General features: G+C 60.0%; 17 protein-coding genes and 2 tRNA genes. 8 read left to right on the top strand and 11 right to left on the bottom strand.

Translation table 11 applies throughout. The annotated features are described in order from the left end of the window. Window position 1: 1 nt before the first annotated feature. Window positions 2-457 carry a YkvA family protein gene (locus tag BFW87_RS21190; RefSeq protein WP_058420139.1) on the bottom strand — a complete coding sequence of 152 codons (456 nt, stop codon included), beginning with the start codon at window positions 455-457 and terminating at the stop codon, window positions 2-4. Window positions 458-772: 315 nt separating this feature from the next. Next, window positions 773-1,513, bottom strand: coding sequence for an FKBP-type peptidyl-prolyl cis-trans isomerase (locus BFW87_RS21185; protein WP_078741668.1), 741 nt, complete (start codon window positions 1,511-1,513; stop codon window positions 773-775). Window positions 1,514-1,771: 258 nt separating this feature from the next. Between BFW87_RS21185 and BFW87_RS21180 the strand changes: the two genes are divergently transcribed. The 3 genes from BFW87_RS21180 (at window position 1,772) to BFW87_RS32025 (ending at window position 5,004) form a co-directional block, all read left to right on the top strand. Beyond that, window positions 1,772-3,580: a di-heme-cytochrome C peroxidase gene (locus BFW87_RS21180; protein WP_078741667.1), complete on the top strand. Its 1,809-nt coding sequence runs from the start codon at window positions 1,772-1,774 to the stop codon at window positions 3,578-3,580. Next, window positions 3,577-4,743 (top strand): catalase family protein, encoded by a 1,167-nt coding sequence (locus BFW87_RS21175; RefSeq protein ID WP_078741666.1) that lies wholly within the window; start codon window positions 3,577-3,579, stop codon window positions 4,741-4,743. Before BFW87_RS21180 ends, BFW87_RS21175 begins: the two co-directional genes overlap by 4 nt. A gap of 111 nt (window positions 4,744-4,854) precedes the next feature. Next, window positions 4,855-5,004: a hypothetical protein gene (locus BFW87_RS32025; RefSeq protein ID WP_176159796.1), complete on the top strand. Its 150-nt coding sequence runs from the start codon at window positions 4,855-4,857 to the stop codon at window positions 5,002-5,004. Window positions 5,005-5,053: 49 nt separating this feature from the next. Here BFW87_RS32025 and BFW87_RS21165 read toward each other — a convergent pair. Continuing rightward, a tRNA-Asp gene (locus BFW87_RS21165) sits at window positions 5,054-5,130 on the bottom strand. Window positions 5,131-5,149: 19 nt separating this feature from the next. Beyond that, a tRNA-Val gene (locus BFW87_RS21160) sits at window positions 5,150-5,225 on the bottom strand. Between the two features lie 159 nt (window positions 5,226-5,384). On the opposite strand from BFW87_RS21160, the gene rdgC reads away from it, so the two are divergent. From rdgC to sugE, 3 genes are all read left to right on the top strand, one after another. Then, window positions 5,385-6,305 carry a recombination-associated protein RdgC gene (gene rdgC / locus BFW87_RS21155; protein ID WP_078741664.1) on the top strand — a complete coding sequence of 307 codons (921 nt, stop codon included), beginning with the start codon at window positions 5,385-5,387 and terminating at the stop codon, window positions 6,303-6,305. A 180-nt stretch (window positions 6,306-6,485) separates the two neighbouring features. Next, on the top strand, window positions 6,486-7,445 hold the full coding sequence (locus BFW87_RS21150) for a bile acid:sodium symporter family protein (RefSeq protein WP_078741663.1): 960 nt from the start codon (window positions 6,486-6,488) through the stop codon (window positions 7,443-7,445). 112 nt (window positions 7,446-7,557) lie between these two features. Beyond that, complete coding sequence (gene sugE, locus BFW87_RS21145; protein WP_078741662.1) at window positions 7,558-7,872, top strand: quaternary ammonium compound efflux SMR transporter SugE; 315 nt, start codon at window positions 7,558-7,560, stop codon at window positions 7,870-7,872. Window positions 7,873-7,989: 117 nt separating this feature from the next. Here the strand turns inward: sugE and BFW87_RS21140 are convergent, their stop codons facing one another. The 3 genes from BFW87_RS21140 to BFW87_RS21130 all read right to left on the bottom strand — a co-directional run bounded on the left by BFW87_RS21140 (window position 7,990) and on the right by BFW87_RS21130 (window position 12,394). Beyond that, window positions 7,990-9,864, bottom strand: a complete 1,875-nt coding sequence (locus BFW87_RS21140; protein ID WP_078741661.1) for an MFS transporter — start codon at window positions 9,862-9,864, stop codon at window positions 7,990-7,992. A gap of 83 nt (window positions 9,865-9,947) precedes the next feature. Then, window positions 9,948-11,096, bottom strand: coding sequence for a TDT family transporter (locus BFW87_RS21135; RefSeq protein ID WP_078741660.1), 1,149 nt, complete (start codon window positions 11,094-11,096; stop codon window positions 9,948-9,950). 110 nt (window positions 11,097-11,206) lie between these two features. Further along, window positions 11,207-12,394 carry an MFS transporter gene (locus BFW87_RS21130; RefSeq protein ID WP_078741659.1) on the bottom strand — a complete coding sequence of 396 codons (1,188 nt, stop codon included), beginning with the start codon at window positions 12,392-12,394 and terminating at the stop codon, window positions 11,207-11,209. 90 nt (window positions 12,395-12,484) lie between these two features. On the opposite strand from BFW87_RS21130, the gene BFW87_RS21125 reads away from it, so the two are divergent. Next, the gene (locus tag BFW87_RS21125; RefSeq protein ID WP_078741658.1) at window positions 12,485-13,030 is read left to right on the top strand and encodes a TetR/AcrR family transcriptional regulator; all 546 of its coding nucleotides are present in this window, start codon (window positions 12,485-12,487) and stop codon (window positions 13,028-13,030) included. A 186-nt stretch (window positions 13,031-13,216) separates the two neighbouring features. Here the strand turns inward: BFW87_RS21125 and BFW87_RS21120 are convergent, their stop codons facing one another. The 4 genes from BFW87_RS21120 to BFW87_RS21105 form a co-directional block, all read right to left on the bottom strand. Continuing rightward, a complete protein-coding gene (locus tag BFW87_RS21120; RefSeq protein WP_078741657.1) occupies window positions 13,217-13,996 on the bottom strand; it encodes an ABC transporter permease in 780 nt (259 codons plus the stop codon). After that, window positions 13,993-14,925: an ABC transporter ATP-binding protein gene (locus tag BFW87_RS21115; protein WP_078741656.1), complete on the bottom strand. Its 933-nt coding sequence runs from the start codon at window positions 14,923-14,925 to the stop codon at window positions 13,993-13,995. Before BFW87_RS21115 ends, BFW87_RS21120 begins: the two co-directional genes overlap by 4 nt. A gap of 134 nt (window positions 14,926-15,059) precedes the next feature. Beyond that, complete coding sequence (locus BFW87_RS21110) at window positions 15,060-15,677, bottom strand: glutathione S-transferase family protein (RefSeq protein ID WP_078741655.1); 618 nt, start codon at window positions 15,675-15,677, stop codon at window positions 15,060-15,062. 56 nt (window positions 15,678-15,733) lie between these two features. Further along, window positions 15,734-16,393, bottom strand: a complete 660-nt coding sequence (locus tag BFW87_RS21105) for a transglutaminase-like domain-containing protein (protein ID WP_078741654.1) — start codon at window positions 16,391-16,393, stop codon at window positions 15,734-15,736. Window positions 16,394-16,551: 158 nt separating this feature from the next. Between BFW87_RS21105 and BFW87_RS21100 the strand changes: the two genes are divergently transcribed. Beyond that, complete coding sequence (locus BFW87_RS21100) at window positions 16,552-18,999, top strand: acyl-CoA dehydrogenase (protein WP_078741653.1); 2,448 nt, start codon at window positions 16,552-16,554, stop codon at window positions 18,997-18,999. Window positions 19,000-19,052 lie beyond the last annotated feature (53 nt).

The following is a 19,052-nucleotide window of genomic DNA, read 5'->3' as shown; positions in this document are numbered from 1 at the left end:
ATCAGTTTTTTTGCGGGTTTTCCTCAGCCAGCAATGCAGGCGTCGCTGGCAGCCGCTCAACCACTGCGAGTTTTTCCGGGCGTTGGGCGTCGCGCCAGGCGCGAAAGGCGCTCAGCTCGCCGTCCAGGGTCTTCATGACCCATGCCAGTACGGCGATGTCATCGAGCATGCCGAACACGGGAATAAAGTCCGGGATCGCGTCGATCGGGCTCAGAAAGTACATGAGCCCCGCCACTACCGAAATCAACGCCTTGGGACTGATCGCCCGGTACTCTCCGCGCCAGTAGGCCAGGCACAGGGCCTGGAGCAATTTGAGATCATCCTTGAGTTTGCCCAGGCGGTTGCCCTGGCTTGAGCCTTTGGCAGCGACGGCGAACAACAATGTTGGCAAACGGCCACGGCCGAGCAAGCGCGCGGCCATGGGCAGGAAACGGGTGAAATTGAAGGGTGGTTTCATTCGTCACTCCAGTTCCATACGACAGAAAGGTTATCCACACAAATTGTGGATAACCTTGTGAACAGAGCCTTTTTTCATGGCTGAAAGCCACGGACTACAAGGCTTGCAGTCAGATCGGGCATTTTTTGCGCACATAAAAAAAACCCAAGATTTCATTGACTTGGCGTGGATGTGCGGCTACCCGTACTCAGGTGTTATATCAGACTGTGGCAGGCTGGGGATGTTCGATCGGATTTGCCAAGGCCACAATCTGAAAGATGCAGAAACAACAACGCCCCGTCGAAACGGGGCGTTGTGTGTGTGTTCAGACGCTGATTACTTCTTGGCAGCAGGTGCAGCCGGTGCGTCAGGGGCTTCAGCCTTGGCCGGGTCCTTGATCGCCAGCAGTTCCAGGTCGAATACCAGCACGGAGTTGGCTGGAATCGCCGGGCTCGGGCTCTGCGCGCCGTAGGCCAGGTCGGACGGGATGTACAACTCTACCTTCTCGCCAACGTGCATCAGTTGCAGGCCTTCGACCCAACCCGGAATCACGCCGCTGACCGGCAGGTCAATCGGGCTACCGCGATCCACGGAGCTGTCAAAGGTGGTGCCGTTGGTGAGCTTGCCGGTGTAGTGAACAGTCACTACGTCGGTAGGCTTGGGCTGAGCGCCGTCGGCTTTCTTCACGATCTTGTACTGCAGACCGGAAGCAGTGGTGACTACGCCGTCTTTCTTGGCGTTGTCTTCGAGGAATTTCTTGCCGGCGGTTGCCGACTCTTCGCTCATTTTGGTCATGCGTTCTTCTGCACGCTTCTGCAGTGCGGCAAACGCTTCAACCAACTCGTCGTCTTTCAGCTTCTGTTCTTTCTTGCCGACGGCATCTTCGATGCCTTGGGCTACCGCTTTGGAGTCCAGGTCATCCATGCCTTCCTGAGCCAGGCTTTTGCCCATGTTCAGGCCAATGCCGTAGGAAGCTTTCTGCGCCGGGGTTTTCAGCTCTACGCTGGTTTGCGAATCACAACCCGCAAGTACCAGGCTAACCAGGGCCACCGCCGCCGCCAACCGATGCTGTTTCATGCTATTTCCTTGTTCGTGCGCCAAAAGGGCATTCGAGTAAAGTCGCGAGCTTATCAGGCGGCCACGACCAATGGCTACCGGCATCTGAGGGGGAAACTTCTGATAAGTTCACGTGTTTAAAAGCAATTTCATTCATGATGGGGGCCCGCGACGGATCGCGGGACCTCTTACCACCCACTTACTGGCCACTTGCCGCACCTGTGGCGCAATGGCATAAGAATGCAACAACTCGACAAGGCCGAGACAAGGATAGCCATCTTGCGTATTTTTTCCCGTGTATTACTGCTGATACTCATAGCCCTGGGCCTGCTTCTGGCCGTTGTGCTCTATTACACCCTCAACCCCAAGCTGCCGGACTACGTACCGGTAGAGCAGGTGCATTACCAGGATCAATGGAGTGCCGCCGACCGCCAGACCTATTACTTCACGCCCCAAGGCACTCAGGTAAAAGGCCTGCATTACGACTGGTTTACCAACCTGGAGCTGCCGTTTTCCGAGCAGCGTTTCGCCACGCCGGAATACCTCGCACGCTTCGGTTTCCTGGTCGATCCCAAGCAAGTCCCCACCACGCAAAACCCCGGTAACCTGCCCGTAGGTTTCGCACGGCATCAGAATGCCGGCAGCCCGGTCGAATACCTCGACATCACCTGCGCCGCCTGCCACACCGGCGAGTTGCATTTCAAAGGTCAGGCCCTGCGCATCGACGGCGGCTCGGCCCAGCATGTGCTGCCTTCCAGCGTGCCCACGCTGCGCGGCGGCAGTTTCGGCCAGGCGTTAGTCGCCAGCCTTGCCGCCACCTACTACAACCCGTGGAAATTCGAGCGCTTCGCGCGTGAGGTCCTCGGCGATCGCTACGATGCCGAACACAGTCAACTGCGCCAGGACTTCAAGCAGTCGCTGAACCAATTCCTCAAAGTCGCCTGGAACGACACCCACCGCGGCCTCTACCCCACCGAAGAAGGCCCGGGCCGCACCGACGCATTCGGCCGCATCGCCAACGCCAGCTTCGGCGACGCGATCTCCCCGGACAATTATCGCGTCGCCAATGCACCGGTGGACTACCCGCAGCTGTGGGATATCTGGACCTTCGACTGGGTGCAATGGAACGGCTCGGCGCAGCAACCCATGGCGCGCAACATCGGCGAAGCCCTCGGCGTCGGCGCCACGCTGGTCTTCTTCGACAGCGCCGGCCAGCCCCTGCAAGGCGACGCGCGCTACCCGTCCAGCGTGCGCGTGCGTGACCTCAACCTGATCGAAGAAACCCTGCAACGCCTCAAACCGCCGACCTGGCCCGAAGACCTGTTCGGCGCCGTCGATAAACCCCTCGCCGCCAGAGGCCGCGCGTTATTTGCCGAGAACTGCGCCGGCTGCCACGTACCCAGCGTCACCCAGGAAAACGGCCGCCCGGTGCAGCAACTGAAAATGCTTCCGGTGGACTACATCGGCACCGACCCCAATGCCGCCAGCAACATCGCCGACCAGCGTTATGACCTGAGCGCCCTGCAGTGGGACCCGGCCGAGTTGGCCAAACTCAACGTCGAACTGCACCCGACGCCCACCGAACCTCTGGACCTGAAGAAAATGTCGGTGGCCAAGGGCCTGGCTTACGTCACCGCATTCGTGGAAGAACACGCCTACCGCGCCGCCGGCGTCACCCCGGCTGAACGTCCGCGCCTGGACGGCTATGGCTTGCCCATCGGCGTACGCGAACTGCGCGCCTATAAGGCGCGGCCACTGGCCGGCATCTGGGCTACTCCGCCGTTCTTGCACAACGGTTCGGTGCCGACACTCTACCAACTGCTCTCGCCCCAAGACGAGCGCAGCACCACCTTCTACAAAGGCACCTTCGACTACGACCCGCGCCACCTGGGCTTCCAGAGCGTCGCGTTCAAGAACGCCTTTTTGTTCGATACCACAATCACCGGCAACCACAACAGCGGCCACGAATTCCGTGCCGGCAAGCGTGGCAATGGCGTGATCGGCCGCAGCTTGCTGCCGCAGGAACGCTGGGCGCTGCTGGAATACCTCAAAGTGCTGGGCGGCCCGCTGGAGCAACAACTGCCATGATTATCCGTTCCCGATACAACGAACGCTCCCTCCTCGCACGCTTCTGGCTGGGCCTGGGCAAGTTTCTCGGCAAGACGTTGCTGTGGCTGGCAGGCCTGGGTTTACTGGGATGGCTCGCGGCCAGCGCGTGGTTCGCCTGGCAGCACAGCGGCCCGGTGTCGCCGAACGAACAGATCCCGCCCGGTGAATCGGCGATGACCCAGGGCATCATCCAGACGGCAGTGCGCATCGTCGATCAGCACCGTGAAGGCACGCGTTACCTGCGCGACGCCCACGCCAAGGCCCACGGCTGCGTGAAAGCCGAGGTCAGCGTGCTGGCCGACCTCGACCCGGCTCTGCGCCAGGGCGTGTTCGCCGAGCCGGGCAAGACCTGGCAGGCGATGATGCGGCTGTCCAACGGCAATGCCTACCCGCAGTTCGACAGCATCCGCGATGCACGCGGCATGGCGATCAAGCTGCTGGATGTACCGGACAAGCAACTAATGGCCGACCAGCAGACGCGCACGGAGCAGGACTTCGTGATGTTCAGCCATCCGAACTTCTTTGTCAGCGATGTGGCGGAGTACGCGCAGAACATTGGCGCACAGGCAGACGGCAAAAAAGTCCTGGCGTTCTTCCCCAAGGCTGACCCGCGCAGTTGGCAGGTGCGTCATTTGTTTATTGCGCTGGCGACCCTGGCACCGGCCCCTGCCAGTCCGACGCAGACGACCTATTTCTCAGTGTCGCCCTACAAGTTCGGCACGGCCAACGCCAAGTTCCGCGTCGCCCCGGACCCGCAGAGCTGCCCGGAATATGCGCTGCCCAAACAGAACGAAGACCTGCCGAATTTCCTGCGCAGCGCCCTGAACCAGCAACTGTCCACTGACCGTGTACCGGCGTGTTTCGTATTGCAGATTCAGCGCCAGAACCCGCAAAAATTCATGCCGATCGAAGACACCAGCATTGAGTGGAAGGAAAGCGATGCGCCGTATGAAACCGTGGCCAAGGTAAAAATTCCGGCCCAGGATTTCGACACCCCGGCCTTGAACCTGGCGTGCGACAACCAGTCGTTCAACCCCTGGTTCGGGCTGGAAGCGCATCGACCGATTGGCGGCATCAACCGGCTGCGCAAAGCCGTGTATGAAGCCGTCAGCGATTACCGGCACAGCCGCAACACACCATAAAGAGTCCGTAAAAACAGACCCGCCGCCGTAAGGATCGCGTCGGGTCTATTGAGCGGCCTGCGCCCCGCCTCTAACGTGACTGCCTACCCCATCACTGCGCAGGAAGTCACCGTGGAGAGTTCAACGCTCGGCATGCTCGTTCTGACCATCATTGCCGTGTTCGGCACCGCCTCGTTCTGCTTCGAGCACTTGGCGGCGCGCCAGCCCCGCAAGAAAAAGATAAACCGACAAATCGCAGACGAAAAAAAGCCCGCTCGATGAGCGGGCTTTCTGTGGTGACCTGGCGTTCAGTGTTCCAGGTTACCGAATATGGCGCAGCGGACGGGACTCGAACCCGCGACCCCCGGCGTGACAGGCCGGTATTCTAACCGACTGAACTACCGCTGCGCGTAACACATGAAGCGAATGGTGGGTGATGACGGGATCGAACCGCCGACATTCTGCTTGTAAGGCAGACGCTCTCCCAGCTGAGCTAATCACCCTTCGTTTCGGTGTGGCGCGCATTCTACGGAGCGACCTGAAGTCTGGCAAGCACTTTCTTAAATCTTTTTTTTGAGGCCTTCCAATGGCTTAGGCAGGGTTGGCCTCAGCCCGGATCAAGAGAATAATGCCCCCCTTTGTATAAAGGAGAGACTCACCCCATGTGGTTCAAGAACCTGCTTATCTATCGCCTGACCCAAGATCTGCCTGTTGATGCCGAGGCGTTGGAAGCGGCCATGGCCACCAAACTGGCGCGCCCTTGTGCCAGCCAGGAGTTGACCACTTACGGTTTCGTCGCGCCTTTTGGTAAAGGTGAAGACGCTCCCCTGGTTCACGTCAGCGGCGACTTCCTGCTGATCGCCGCGCGCAAGGAAGAACGCATCCTGCCGGGTAGCGTGGTGCGTGACGCACTGAAAGAGAAAGTCGAAGAGATTGAGGCCGAGCAAATGCGCAAGGTCTATAAAAAAGAACGCGACCAGATCAAGGATGAAATCATCCAGGCCTTCCTGCCCCGCGCGTTTATCCGTCGCTCCTCGACCTTCGCCGCCATCGCGCCGAAACAGGGCCTGATCCTGGTGAACTCGGCCAGCCCGAAACGCGCTGAAGACCTGCTCTCCACCCTGCGTGAAGTGATCGGCACCTTGCCGGTACGCCCACTCACCGTAAAAACCGCGCCAACCGCCATCATGACCGACTGGGTCACCACCCAGAAACCGGCCGATGACTTCTTCGTCCTCGACGAGTGCGAGCTGCGTGACACCCACGAAGACGGCGGCATCGTGCGTTGCAAGCGCCAGGACCTGACCGGCGAAGAAATCCAGCTGCACCTGACCACTGGCAAAGTCGTGACTCAGCTGTCGCTGGCCTGGCAGGACAAGCTGTCCTTCATGCTTGACGACAAGATGACCGTCAAGCGCCTGAAGTTCGAAGACCTGCTGCAGGATCAGGCGGAACAGGACGGTGGTGACGAGGCGCTGGGCCAACTGGACGCCAGCTTTACCTTGATGATGCTCACCTTCGGCGAGTTCATCCCGGCGTTGGTGGAAGCGCTGGGCGGTGAAGAGACACCACAAGGCATCTAAAGCAACTCAAGTCTTTTGTGGGCACGGTCAGTGTGGGAGCTGGCTTGCCTGCGATAGCTTCACCTGGGTATCCCTGATTCACCGAGGTGTCTGCATCGCAGGCAAGCCAGCTCCCACACAAGCCCGCTCTCACATTTGATTGTATTTGCACTTCCAGAATCCAATAACAAGGACACCCCCATGCGCGCACTCGCCGCCTTGAGCCGCTTCGTCGGCAATACCTTCGCCTACTGGGTGTTGATCTTCGCAGTGCTCGCGTTCCTTGAGCCCGGCTGGTTCATCGGCCTCAAAGGCGCCATCGTGCCGTTGTTGGGCCTGGTAATGTTCGGCATGGGGCTGACCCTCAAACTCGAAGACTTCGCCGAAGTCGCCCGCCATCCGTGGCGCGTGGCGTTGGGCGTGGTCGCGCATTTCGTGATCATGCCTGGCGTGGCCTGGTTGCTGTGCCAGGCCTTTCACTTGCCGCCGGAAATTGCCGTCGGTGTGATCCTGGTCGGTTGCTGCCCAAGCGGCACTTCGTCCAACGTCATGACCTGGCTGGCTCGGGGCGATCTGGCGCTGTCGGTGGCCATCGCCGCCGTCACGACCCTCCTCGCACCACTGCTGACGCCGGCGCTGATATGGCTGCTGGCTTCGGCCTGGTTGCCGGTGTCGTTCATGGAGCTGTTCTGGTCGATCCTGCAAGTGGTGCTGCTGCCAATCGTACTGGGCGTGGTCGCGCAACGCGTGCTGGGCGCGCGGGTTCGCCATGCGGTGGATGTGTTGCCATTGGTGTCGGTGGTGAGCATCGTGATTATCGTCGCGGCAGTGGTGGCAGCGAGCCAGGCGAAGATTGCCGAGTCGGGCCTGCTGATCATGGCGGTGGTGATGCTGCACAACAGCTTCGGCTACTTACTGGGCTACTTCACCGGCCGGCTGTTCAAACTGCCGCTGGCGCAACGCAAATCGCTGGCGTTGGAAGTGGGCATGCAAAACTCCGGGCTGGGCGCCGCATTGGCCAGTGCGCACTTCTCGCCGCTGGCGGCGGTGCCGAGTGCGCTCTTCAGTGTTTGGCACAATATTTCCGGGGCATTGCTGTCGACTTATTTCCGTCGCATGAGCGAAAAGGAAGATCGCCGCGCACTGGAAACCACGCCATAAACTTGATCACTTGATCCATATTCGGCACTCTACCGGGCTTCGCGGGGACGACCTCGCGACGCTCTCAAGCGCTTAATCAGGGGACGACCCCACTTCTGGAAGGAGGGTCATCATGTCCTGGATCATTCTGTTTTTTGCCGGGTTGTTTGAAGTTGGCTGGGCCGTTGGCCTTAAGTACACCGACGGTTTCAGCAAGCCCCTGCCCACGGCTCTGACCATTGCCGCCATGGCTATCAGCCTCGGTTTGCTTGGGTTGGCCATGAAAGAACTGCCGCTGGGCACGGCCTATGCGATTTGGACCGGTGTGGGTGCCGTGGGTACAGTGATTGCCGGGATTATCCTATTTGGGGAATCCATGGCGCTGTTCCGGTTGGCGAGTGTGGCGTTGATTATTTGCGGGCTCATTGGGCTCAAGGTCAGCGCTTAGACCCGTACCGCTATCGCAGGCAAGCCAGCTCCCACATTAGACCTCGTTCGCTTGAACAACTCGGTCAACTGTGGGAGCTGGCTTGCCTGCGATAAGGCCCTCAAAGCCGGCAAAAAACTACCTGACACTCCCCCGCAAACCACCCACCACCACCTGCAACTGCTCAGGCGTCGCGGCCTCTACCGCAACCGGCTCCCCCGCCACCAACACCACACGCGACCAGATTCGGTGAAAAATGCCCTTGTTCGGATCGCGGCTGAAAAAGCTCCCCCACAACCCCTGCAACGCCAGCGGAATCACCGGCACCGGCGTCTCTCCCAGAATGCGCGTCACGCCACCGCGAAACTCATTCATCTCGCCATCCGCCGTCAACTTGCCTTCAGGGAAGATGCACACCAACTCCCCTTCCTTCAGGTACTGCGCAATCCGCGCAAAGGCCTTCTCGTAGATCTGGATGTCTTCGTTGCGCCCGGCAATCGGAATCGCCCCGGCTGTGCGGAAGATAAAATTGAGCAGCGGCAAACGGTAGATCTTGTAGTACATGACAAAGCGAATCGGCCGCCGCACCGCGCCGCCGATCAACAGCGCATCGACAAACGACACGTGATTGCACACCAGCAACGCCGCACCCTCATCCGGAATGGCGTCGAGGTTGCGATGCTCCACGCGGTACATGGAATGGCTGAGCAGCCAGATCATGAAACGCATGGTGAACTCGGGGACGATCTTGAAGATGTAAGTGTTCACCGCGATGTTGAGCAGCGACACCACCAGGAACAACTCGGGGATCGACAGCTTGGCGACGCTCAACAGCAGGATCGACACGATGGCCGAGACCACCATAAATAGCGCGTTGAGAATGTTGTTGGCCGCGATCACCCGCGCGCGCTCGTTTTCGGCGGTGCGCGACTGGATCAGCGCGTACAGCGGCACGATATAGAAACCGCCGAAAACGCCCAGCCCGAGGATGTCGAACAGCACCCACCAGGCCTTGCCATAGCTGAGCACCGCGAGCCAATCGTTGGCCTGCACGTTTTGCGGGAAGCCGCCGGAGTGCCACCACAGCAGCAGGCCGAACACGGTCAAACCAAAGGAGCCAAACGGCACCAGACCGATTTCGACCTTACGTCCGGAAAGCTTTTCGCAGAGCATCGAGCCCAAGGCGATGCCCACCGAAAACACCGTGAGAATCAGCGTCACCACGGTCTCGTCGCCGTACAACCACTCCTTGGCGTAGGCCGGGATTTGCGTCAGGTAGATCGCGCCGACAAACCAGAACCACGAGTTGCCGACGATCGAGCGCGACACCGCGGGCGTTTGGCCCAGGCCCAGACGCAAGGTGGCCCAGGATTCGCTGAAAATATTCCAGTTCAGCCGCAACCCCGGCGTCGAAGCGGCAGCACGTGGAATGCTGCGGCTGGCCAGGTAGCCCAGCAGCGCCACACCGACAATCGCCACCGCAACAACCGGCGCGTAATGAGTCGACGACATCATGATCCCGGCGCCGATGGTGCCCGCCAGAATCGCCAGAAACGTGCCCATCTCCACCAGGCCGTTGCCGCCGACCAGCTCATCTTCGTGCAGGGCTTGCGGCATGATCGAGTACTTCACCGGGCCGAACAGCGCCGAGTGCGTGCCCATGGCAAACAGCGCCAGCAGCATCAGTTCAAGGTGGTCTGTCAGGAAGCCCGTGGCGCCCACGGCCATGATCACGATCTCGCCGATCTTGATCGCGCGGATCAAGGCGTCCTTGTTGAATTTCTCGCCAAACTGCCCGGCCAGCGCCGAGAACAGGAAGAACGGCAGGATAAACAGCAGCGCACAGAGGTTGACCCAAATGGAGCGGTCACCGTCAATGCTGAGTTTGTAGAGAATCGCCAGGATCAGCGATTGCTTGAAGATGTTGTCGTTGAACGCACCCAGCAACTGGGTGACAAAAAACGGCAGGAAGCGCCGTGTGCGCAGCAAGGTGAATTGTGAGGGGTGGCTCATCGTCCGTGTTCCTGCGTGGCCTGATAGCATTATTGCCCGAAGGCTTTTATAAAAAGACAGGCCACGACTTTACCTAATCCTGCTTACTTATTCGCTAGCCCTGCAATGCAAGGTGAAACAAAAAGCTCACCTTTATAGGCGCCTTGCACGGTGCGCTTGGCCACGATCAGCCACATCAGCGCCAAGACCACCACCAGCGCACTGCCAAAAGCATTGAAGAAACCCAAGTGCAACACGCTCGCCAGCTTCAGCGTGGCCAATGCATACACGCCCAACGGGAACGTGAACCCCCACCAGCCGAGGTTGAAGGGAATACCTGCGCGCAGGTAACGCAGGGTGATCAGCACCGCGATCAACATCCACCACAAGCCAAAGCCCCACAGGGTGATGCCCGCCACCAGCCCCAGGCCGTAGGCCATTTCGCCGACGCCGGGCAGGCCGTTGGCAGCAAAAATCGCAGGCGCATCACCGCCCAGCAGCAACATACCCAGAGCCCCCGTGCCGATCGGGCCCAGGGCCAGCCAGCTCGACGCCGCCATATTGGCGTGAGGCAGTTTATGCAGGGCCATGCGCAGCATCAGGATGGTCAGGATGCTGAACGCCACCGGCAGCGAAAACGCCCACAGCACATAGCTGGTCACCAGCATCACCAGTTGCGAATGCGCGTCTACCAAGTGCGGCGCGAGCAGGCCACCGCTGGCAGCAGCGACTTCGGCGGCAACCACGGGCAGCAGCCACACGGCCGTCATCTGGTCAATGCTGTGTTCCTGACGGGTGAACATCATGAACGGGATCAGCACACCGCAGGCCAGCGCCATTGCCACGTCCAGCCACCACAAGGCTTCGGCCAGCGGCACCACATCGCTGCCCCAGCGCGGCAGGCCGAACAGCAGCAAGCCATTGAGAATGGTCGCCAGGCCCATGGGGATGGTGCCGAAAAACATCGAAACCGTGGAGTGGCCGAAGATCCGCCGTGCCTCGTGGAAGAACATCACCCAGCGCGCCGCATAGAGAACGCTGAACAATATAAACAGGCCAATGGTGAAAAACCACAGCCCTTCGGCAATGGCGTGCACGCCGGGCAGATTGATGGGCAACTGCGCCAGGGCCAGCGCCAGCACACCGGTGCCCATGGTTGCGGCAAACCAGTTGGGGGTGAACTGGCGAATCACTTCCCGGGGACGGGCCAGGTGACTGAAAGGTTTGTAGCTGATGGTATTCGAGCAGGTCATGATGGCAATCCTCTTCCTCGCATGAGGTTGAGACCATGGTAGAACCGGATCGAATATCTATATAACGGGTAATATCTCTAACTGTTATCTGTTTTGCCGATATAGACGATTTAAACCACCGTTTTGACCTTCGCAGACTCCTGTAACAGCAGGCCGCCAAGCGCACCGAGGGCCAGCAGGATCAGCACTGCGCCATAGCCGTCAGTGGTCGCAATCAAGCCAAAAACCCGGCTCAGATTTCCAGCCAACAATGCCGGCAGGCAGAACGCCAAGTAACTCAGCACGTAAAAAGCCGACATTAACCCGGCCCGCTCATGCGGTAACGCCAACCCCACGATACTGCGAATGCTGCCCATGAAGCCGCCGCCAAACCCAAAGCCCGCGACCACACTGGCGACAAAAAACAGCGGCAGGCTGGCGCTCTGCACGGCGACCAGCAACAAGGCCACGCCCGCAGCCAACAATGCGGCCGACAGGCGCATGATCTTGTCTGCCGGACGGTTGCGCAGGCTGTAAATCGTCACCGCGCCGCTCAAGGTTACGACGGCGACCAGGCCTCCACCGATCAGATGAGACGTCGAACCGGTGGCAGCCTTCACCAGCGACGGCGCCAACGATGAAAAGAACCCGCCCAGCGCCCACACCGCCACATTCAGCGGCATGGCCAGCCACAAGGCTCGGCGCGCCTGCTCCGGCACATGCAGGGTCGGCGCCAACGATTTCAAGGCGCCCGGAATACGGCTGACGGTTTCAGGCAGGCGCCAGACATAGATCGCCTGCAGCACCATCAAGCCGAGCATCGTGAAGAAGATCAACTGGGTCGGCCGTGGCGCGTACTCCACCAGCAAGCCGCTGCCCAGACCGCCGCTGGCCATGCCCAGCAGCGGCGCCAGGCTATTGAGCATCGGGCCGCGCACACGGTCGGTGTCGAGCAGCGTGGCGCTCAGCACCGCCGTCGCCATCCCGGTGGCGAAGCCTTGCAAGGCACGGGCGACGATCAAGTGCGCGGTTGAGTCAGCATTGATAAACAGCAGCATCGCCACGATGTTGAGCAATAAGGCGACGAAGATCACCGGCTTGCGCCCCAGGTAATCCGACAGTGAACCCACGGTCAGCAGCGCCGCCAGCAGGCTCACGGCGTAGACGCCGAAGATCACCGTAAGCATCGCGGCCGAGAAGTGCAGGTTGTCCTGATAGACCTGATACAACGGGGTCGGCGCGCTGGAAGCAGCGAGAAAGGTCAGCACAGTGATCACCAGGAACGCCAGGCTGGACCGTTGAGAAATGACGCTGGGCATGGCTTACTCCGTTAAAGCTAACGTTTTGCTTTTGCTGAGTGTGCTACTGGAAAGCGCTTAAAGCAAATTCTTTGTGTTAAGGTTTTAGGCATGGCTATTAAAGAAGGTCTACGCCCGGGGGGCCGCAGTGCCCGGGTCCAGGAATCAGTCCACAACGCAGCGCGCGAACTGCTGGAAGCCCATGAGCGCTCCAGCGTCACCGTGCCGATGATTGCTGCGCGCGCGGGGGTTACGCCCTCGACCATCTACCGCCGCTGGGGCGACTTGTCCGCGCTACTCGCCGACGTGGCGCTGGAACGCCTGCGCCCGGAGAGCGAGCCTGCCGAGACCGGCAGCCTGCGCGGCGACTTGCGCGCGTGGGGCGAGCAATACCTGGACGAAATGAGTTCGGAGCTTGGGCGCAACATGATGCGCGACGTGCAGTGCAGCCGCCCCAGGGACTATTGCAGCCAGATCCTGATGGGGCAGTTGCAGATTATTCTCGACCGTTACCAAAGCAGCGTTGATGTGAGACCGACCGTGGACAGGTTGTTGAATCTGATTGCTGCGCCCACGGTCTATCGCAGTCTGTTTTCGAGTGAGCAACTGCCGGTAGAGGAATTGCACGAATTGATCGAGCTGGCGCTGAAAACCTGAGCAGGGAGGTTAAGGGTCAGACAACAATAAAAATGTGGGAGCTGGCTTGCCTGCGATAGCGGTCTGTCAGTTGTAGCTATGTTGCCTGAACCACCGCCATCGCAGGCAAGCCAGCTCCCACATTGCCCGGGCACATTCAATAAAAAACGGCCTCATAGGGAGGCCGTTTTTTTGGCAGATCTGCGCTTACGTACGCATCCCGCGCCCACTCACCAGCAACCGCGCGCAACCGATATACAGCACCACAGTGGCCACCAGCATAAAGGTGATCGCCACGCTGATCTTGATATCCGATACGCCCAGAATGCCGTAACGGAAGGCGTTGACCATATGCAGCACTGGGTTGGCCAGCGACACGGTCTGCCAGAACGGCGGCAGCAAGGTGATTGAGTAGAACACCCCGCCGAGGTAGGTCAGCGGCGTCAGCACGAAGGTCGGGATAATCGAAATATCATCGAAATTGCGTGCAAACACTGCGTTGATAAACCCCAGCAGCGAGAAGATCGTCGCCGTCAGTACCACCACCAGCAGGGTGACCCCCAGGTGATGCACCTGCAGGTGGGTGAAGAACAGCGACAGCAGGGTCACAATCACACCCACCATCAAACCTCGCAGCACGCCACCGGCGGTGTAGCCGATCAGAATCGTGTGCGGCGACACCGGCGACACCATCAGCTCCTCAATGGAACGCTGGAACTTGCTGCCGAAGAAGCTCGACACCACGTTGCCGTAGGAGTTGGTGATCACCGACATCATGATCAGGCCCGGCACGATGTATTCCATGTAGGTGAAACCACCCATGTCGCCGATCTGCCGGCCGATCAGGTTACCGAAGATAACGAAGTACAGAACCATAGTGATCGCCGGCGGCAGCAGCGTTTGCGGCCAGATCCGGGTAAACCGCTTCACTTCGCGGTAGACGATGGTTTGCAGCGCGACGAGGTTGGGTTGCAGTTCGGAACTCATACCGCCACCTTCGCCAGATTTTTTTCCACCAGGGACACGAACAACTCCTCAAGGCGATTGGTTTTGTTACGCAGGCTCAACACTTCAATGTTCTGAGTCGCCAACTGGGTAAACAGCGCGGTGATGCCCATGGCTTTGTCCACCTGGACTTCCAGCGTGTGGCTGTCGACCAAGCGGCTCGGGTAACCGAGCAACTGCGGCGGCGCCGACAAGTTGTTTTTAAGGTCGAGCAAAAAGGTTTCCACATGCAACTGGCCCAGCAGGTTACGCATGCTGGTGTTCTCGACGATGGTGCCGTGGTCGATGATGCCGATGTTGCGGCACAGCTGCTCAGCCTCTTCCAGGTAGTGGGTGGTGAGGATGATGGTGATGCCCTTCTCGTTCAGCTCGGTGAGGAAGGTCCACATCGAACGACGCAGTTCGATGTCCACACCGGCCGTTGGCTCATCGAGGATCAGCAAGCGCGGTTCATGCACCAGCGCGCGGGCAATCATCAGACGACGCTTCATGCCGCCGGACAGCGAGCGAGACGGCACGTCACGCTTGTCCCACAGGCCCAACTGCACCAGGTACTGCTCGGCGCGTTCCTTGGCGACTTTCGCCGGAATGCCGTAGTAGCCAGCCTGGGTCACGACGATGTCGAAGGTCTTTTCAAACTGGTTGAAGTTGAACTCCTGGGGTACCACGCCGATGGAACGCTTGAGCGCTGCCGGGGATTTGTCCAGGTCATGACCAAAGATATTCACCGAACCGCTGGATTTGTTGACCAGGGTCGAAAGAATGCCGATGGTGGTGGATTTGCCGGCGCCGTTGGGGCCGAGCAAGGCGAAGAAGTCACCTTCGGCCACGTCCAGATCGATACCACTCAGGGCCTGGAAACCGTTGCCGTAGGTTTTGGTTAGCTGCCGGATGGACAGAGCGGAACTCATATCGGAATACGCACCAAAGAAGGGAATAGAAAGAGTAGATGAGGGCGCAGCGCACGTAGTTCAACGGCGGCGCATGACAAGCATGGTGCTTGCCCGCGCCGCACAAGTACAGTCGCCTGTATTAATAGTGGGTATTAAGTCAACGCGGTCATAACAGCTTTGCGGTAGGCCGGGCGCTGTTGCAGGCGCTGGTACCAGGCCTCTAGATGGGGCATCGCAGGGCGCTCGATGGGCATTTCAAACCAGGCGTAGATGAAGCAGCCCAGCGGGATGTCGCCCATGCCGATCGCATCGCCCGACAGGTAAGGTTGCTCGGCGAGGGCTTTCTCTACCGTGCCGAGTGCATCGATGCAGGCTTGGCGCCCGGCGTTGATGCTGTCCCAGTTCTGCTTGTCAGCGGGTGTGCGCAAAATGCCCCAGAACACCGCCTTGAAAGGTTCGGCGAGGGTCGAGGTGGTCCAGTCCATCCATTTTTCCGCATTGGCGCGGGCTTTCAGGTCTGTCGGGTACCAGCTCGATGCCTGCTTGGCGCAGAGGTAGCGCACGATGGTGTTGGACTCCCACAGCACAAAGTCGCCATCTTCGATCATCGGCACCCGGCCATTGGGGTTCAAGGCCCGGTATTGCGGCGTGTCGACCACACCAAAAGCCCCGCCCGCATCAATTGCTTCATAGTCCAGGCCGAGTTCCTCGGCGCACCAGAGTGCTTTCCTGACGTTTGATGAATTTTTACGACCCCAGATCTTCAGCATGACCGCGCCTTATTTTTGATGAACATGGCTTGATGAACGCAGCAGCATACGCCGGTTCACGCGCGGCTTAAATCACTCTGCATGTCGCCCAGCAGCACCGGCATGCCCTCGCCGAACAGGTGCGGGTAACAGTTCTGAATATGTGCGAAGAAAAACGCCTCCGGCACGTCAGGAAATTGCCCGTGGTCGATCACGTACTCCATGGAACGCAGGCCCTGGCGGTTGAACGCGTGAAATACGCTGTCATTGATTCCGTCGAATGCCAGCGGTGGTACATCGAACACCTCGCACAGCTGGCTGTTGAACGCCGGTGTCGCCTTGACCCAACGCCCGCGCAGGTACAGCTCGGTATAGCCGTGCATGGCGAACACATCGCTTTTCAGCAGCGCGATCAGCCGGGGCGTCGACAGGTGATTGCGCACATCCGCCAGGCCGATGCGCGCGGGAATGCCGCAATGGCGGGCGCAGGCTGCCAGCAAGGTGGCCTTGGGCACGCAGTAGCTCTCGCCGGTGGCGAGGGCAAAACTGGCGCTGAGGGTATTTGGATCACGGCTGAAGGTGTACGGGTTATAGCGAATCGCCTCACGTACCGCGTAATAAAGGCTGACCGCCTGGTCATTTAAATCCGCACTGGAACCGCGATGTTTTTCAGCGAACTCCACCACCGCAGGGTGGTCACTATCGATGAAGCGGCTGGGACTCAGGTACGTATCCATGAGCTTTGTCTCCGAAGGAAGCCTTGAGTCTAAACACAGGCCTGCCCTGGAGATAACGACGATTCGGCCAAATCTCGTAACACCCTGATCACCGCGCTTGTTCGGATGCCGACTAAGCTCCATGGTGGTTTCGCCCCTGGTTTCACGGAGGATTGAATATGCTGTTGTTGTGGATACTGGTTCTGGTGGTCGGCATTGCCTACCTGGCACACCGCCGCACCGCGCCCCTGCCCGCCCTGGGCGTGGTTGCCGTTTACCTGCTGGCGATGGGGGCCTGGAGCCATGCACCGGGCTGGCTGTTACTGGTCTTCTGGGTGTTGATCGCGGCCGTGGCCCTGCCCCTGCTGTTGCCCGACCTGCGCCGCCAATACTTCACCAAGCCACTGTTCAGCTGGTTCCAGAAAGTCCTGCCGCCGATGTCCGAAACCGAACGCGACGCCATCGACGCCGGCACCGTGTGGTGGGACGGCGAGCTGTTCAGCGGTCGCCCCGACTGGGACAAGTTGCTGGCCTACCCCAAGGCGCAACTGACCGAAGAAGAGCAAGCGTTTATCGACGGCCCTACCGAAGAACTCTGCGCCATGGTCAGCGACTGGGAAATCGGCCAGGCCATGGACCTGCCGCCCGCCGCCTGGGAGCACATCAAGACCCACGGCTTTTTCGCCCTGATCATTCCCAAGGAATATGGCGGCAAGGGCTTTTCCGCTTATGCCCACTCCCAGGTCGCGATGAAACTTGCTACCCGCAGTGGTGACCTTGCGTCCACCGTGATGGTGCCTAACTCCCTCGGCCCGGCCGAGCTGCTGCTGCATTACGGCACCGACGAACAGCGCAACCACTACCTCCCGCGTCTGGCGCGTGGCGATGACATTCCGTGTTTCGCCCTCACCGGTCCACTGGCGGGCTCCGACGCCGGCGCCATGCCCGACACCGGCGTGATCTGCAAAGGCGAATGGGAAGGCCAGGAAACCCTCGGCCTGCGCCTGAACTGGGAAAAACGCTACATCACCCTCGGCCCGGTCGCGACCCTGCTCGGTCTGGCCTTCAAGGCGCATGACCCGGACCACTTGCTGGGTGACGAGGAAGACTTGGGCATCAGCCTCGCGCTGATCCCGACAGACACCCCCGGCGTGGAAATCGGCCGCCGCCACCTGCCGCTGGGCGCCGCGTTCATGAACGGCCCCAACTCCGGCAAGGACGTGTTCATTCCCCTGGAATTCCTCATCGGCGGCCAGGAGATGCTCGGCAAGGGCTGGATGATGTTGATGAACTGCCTGTCGGTAGGCCGTTCGATTTCCCTGCCTGCCGTGGGCACCGGCGCGGCCAAGTTCACTAGTTTGGTCACCGGCCAATACGCTCAGGTACGCGAGCAGTTCAATCTGCCGCTGTCAGCCTTCGAAGGCATCCAGGAAGCCCTGGCGCGCATCGGTGGCAATGCCTGGCTGATGGACAGCGCGCGCATGCTCACCGCCAACGCCGTGGACCTGGGGGAAAAACCTTCGGTGCTGTCGGCGATCCTCAAGTACCACCTCACCGAGCGTGGCCGCGAGTGCATCAGCCACGCGATGGATGTGCACGGCGGCAAGGGCATCATCATGGGCCCGAACAACTACCTGGGTCGTAACTGGCAGGGCGCGCCGATTTTCATCACCGTAGAGGGTGCGAACATTCTGTCGCGCAACCTGATGATCTTTGGTCAGGGCGCGATTCGCTGCCATCCTTTCGTGCTGAAGGAAATGGCGCTGGCCGGTCGCGAAGACCATGATCAGGCGCTTAAAGAGTTCGACGGTTTGCTGATGCAACACATCGGTTTTGCCGTGAGCAATGCTGCCAGCACCCTCGTGCTGAACCTGGGTTTTGGCCATTTCGAGAAGGCGCCAGGTAACCGCTTGAGCCAGGGTTACTTCCGCGCCCTGAACCGCCAGGCTGCGGCATTCGCCCTGCTGGCTGACCTGAGCATGATGCTGCTGGGCGGCGAGTTGAAACGTCGCGAACGCCTGTCGGCACGCTTGGGGGATGTGTTAAGCCACATGTATCTGGCCTCGGCGGCGCTCAAGCGCTACCACGACCTGGATTCGCCGGACCATCTGGAACCGTTGTTCGCCTGGGCCATGGAAGAAAGCCTTGGCGAATCGGAACGTGCGCTGGATGAATTGCTGAGCAACTTCCCGAACAAGATCCTCGGTTGCCTGCTGCGGGTGATCGTGTTCCCGTTTGGGCGTCGCCATACCGGGCCGTCCGATGCGCTGGATGCCCAGGTGGCCGAGGTGATTGGTCGCGCCAAAGGCGACCCGACCCTCGAAGAACTGCTGGCCGGCTGCTATCGCCCGCAATCGGCGGATGATCCGGTGGGCGCCCTGCAACATGCTTACGACCTGCTTGGCGCCAGCCATCCGCTGCAGAAAAAATTGCACAGTGCGCTGAAAAGCGGTCAGGTCAAACCGACGGCCGGCGAACACGCCATCGACGCAGCGCTCCACGCCGGGGTGCTGCAACCGGCTGAAGCGCAGACCCTGCGTGACGCCGAGGCAGCGCGGCGCAAGGTGATCGACGTGGATGATTTCAGCAAGGAAGAACTCACCCAGGCTGAGGGCAAAATCCGCTGATACCAGCGGTCATATAAATACGGGCGCGAGAGCTATATACTCTCGCGCCCGTT

The organism is Pseudomonas fluorescens, assembly GCF_002022275.1.
Classification (GTDB): Bacteria; Pseudomonadota; Gammaproteobacteria; order Pseudomonadales; family Pseudomonadaceae; genus Aquipseudomonas; species Aquipseudomonas fluorescens_AJ.
The sequence above is the reverse complement of the archived record's forward strand: the minus strand, read 5'-3'. Positions and strand labels throughout refer to the sequence as shown.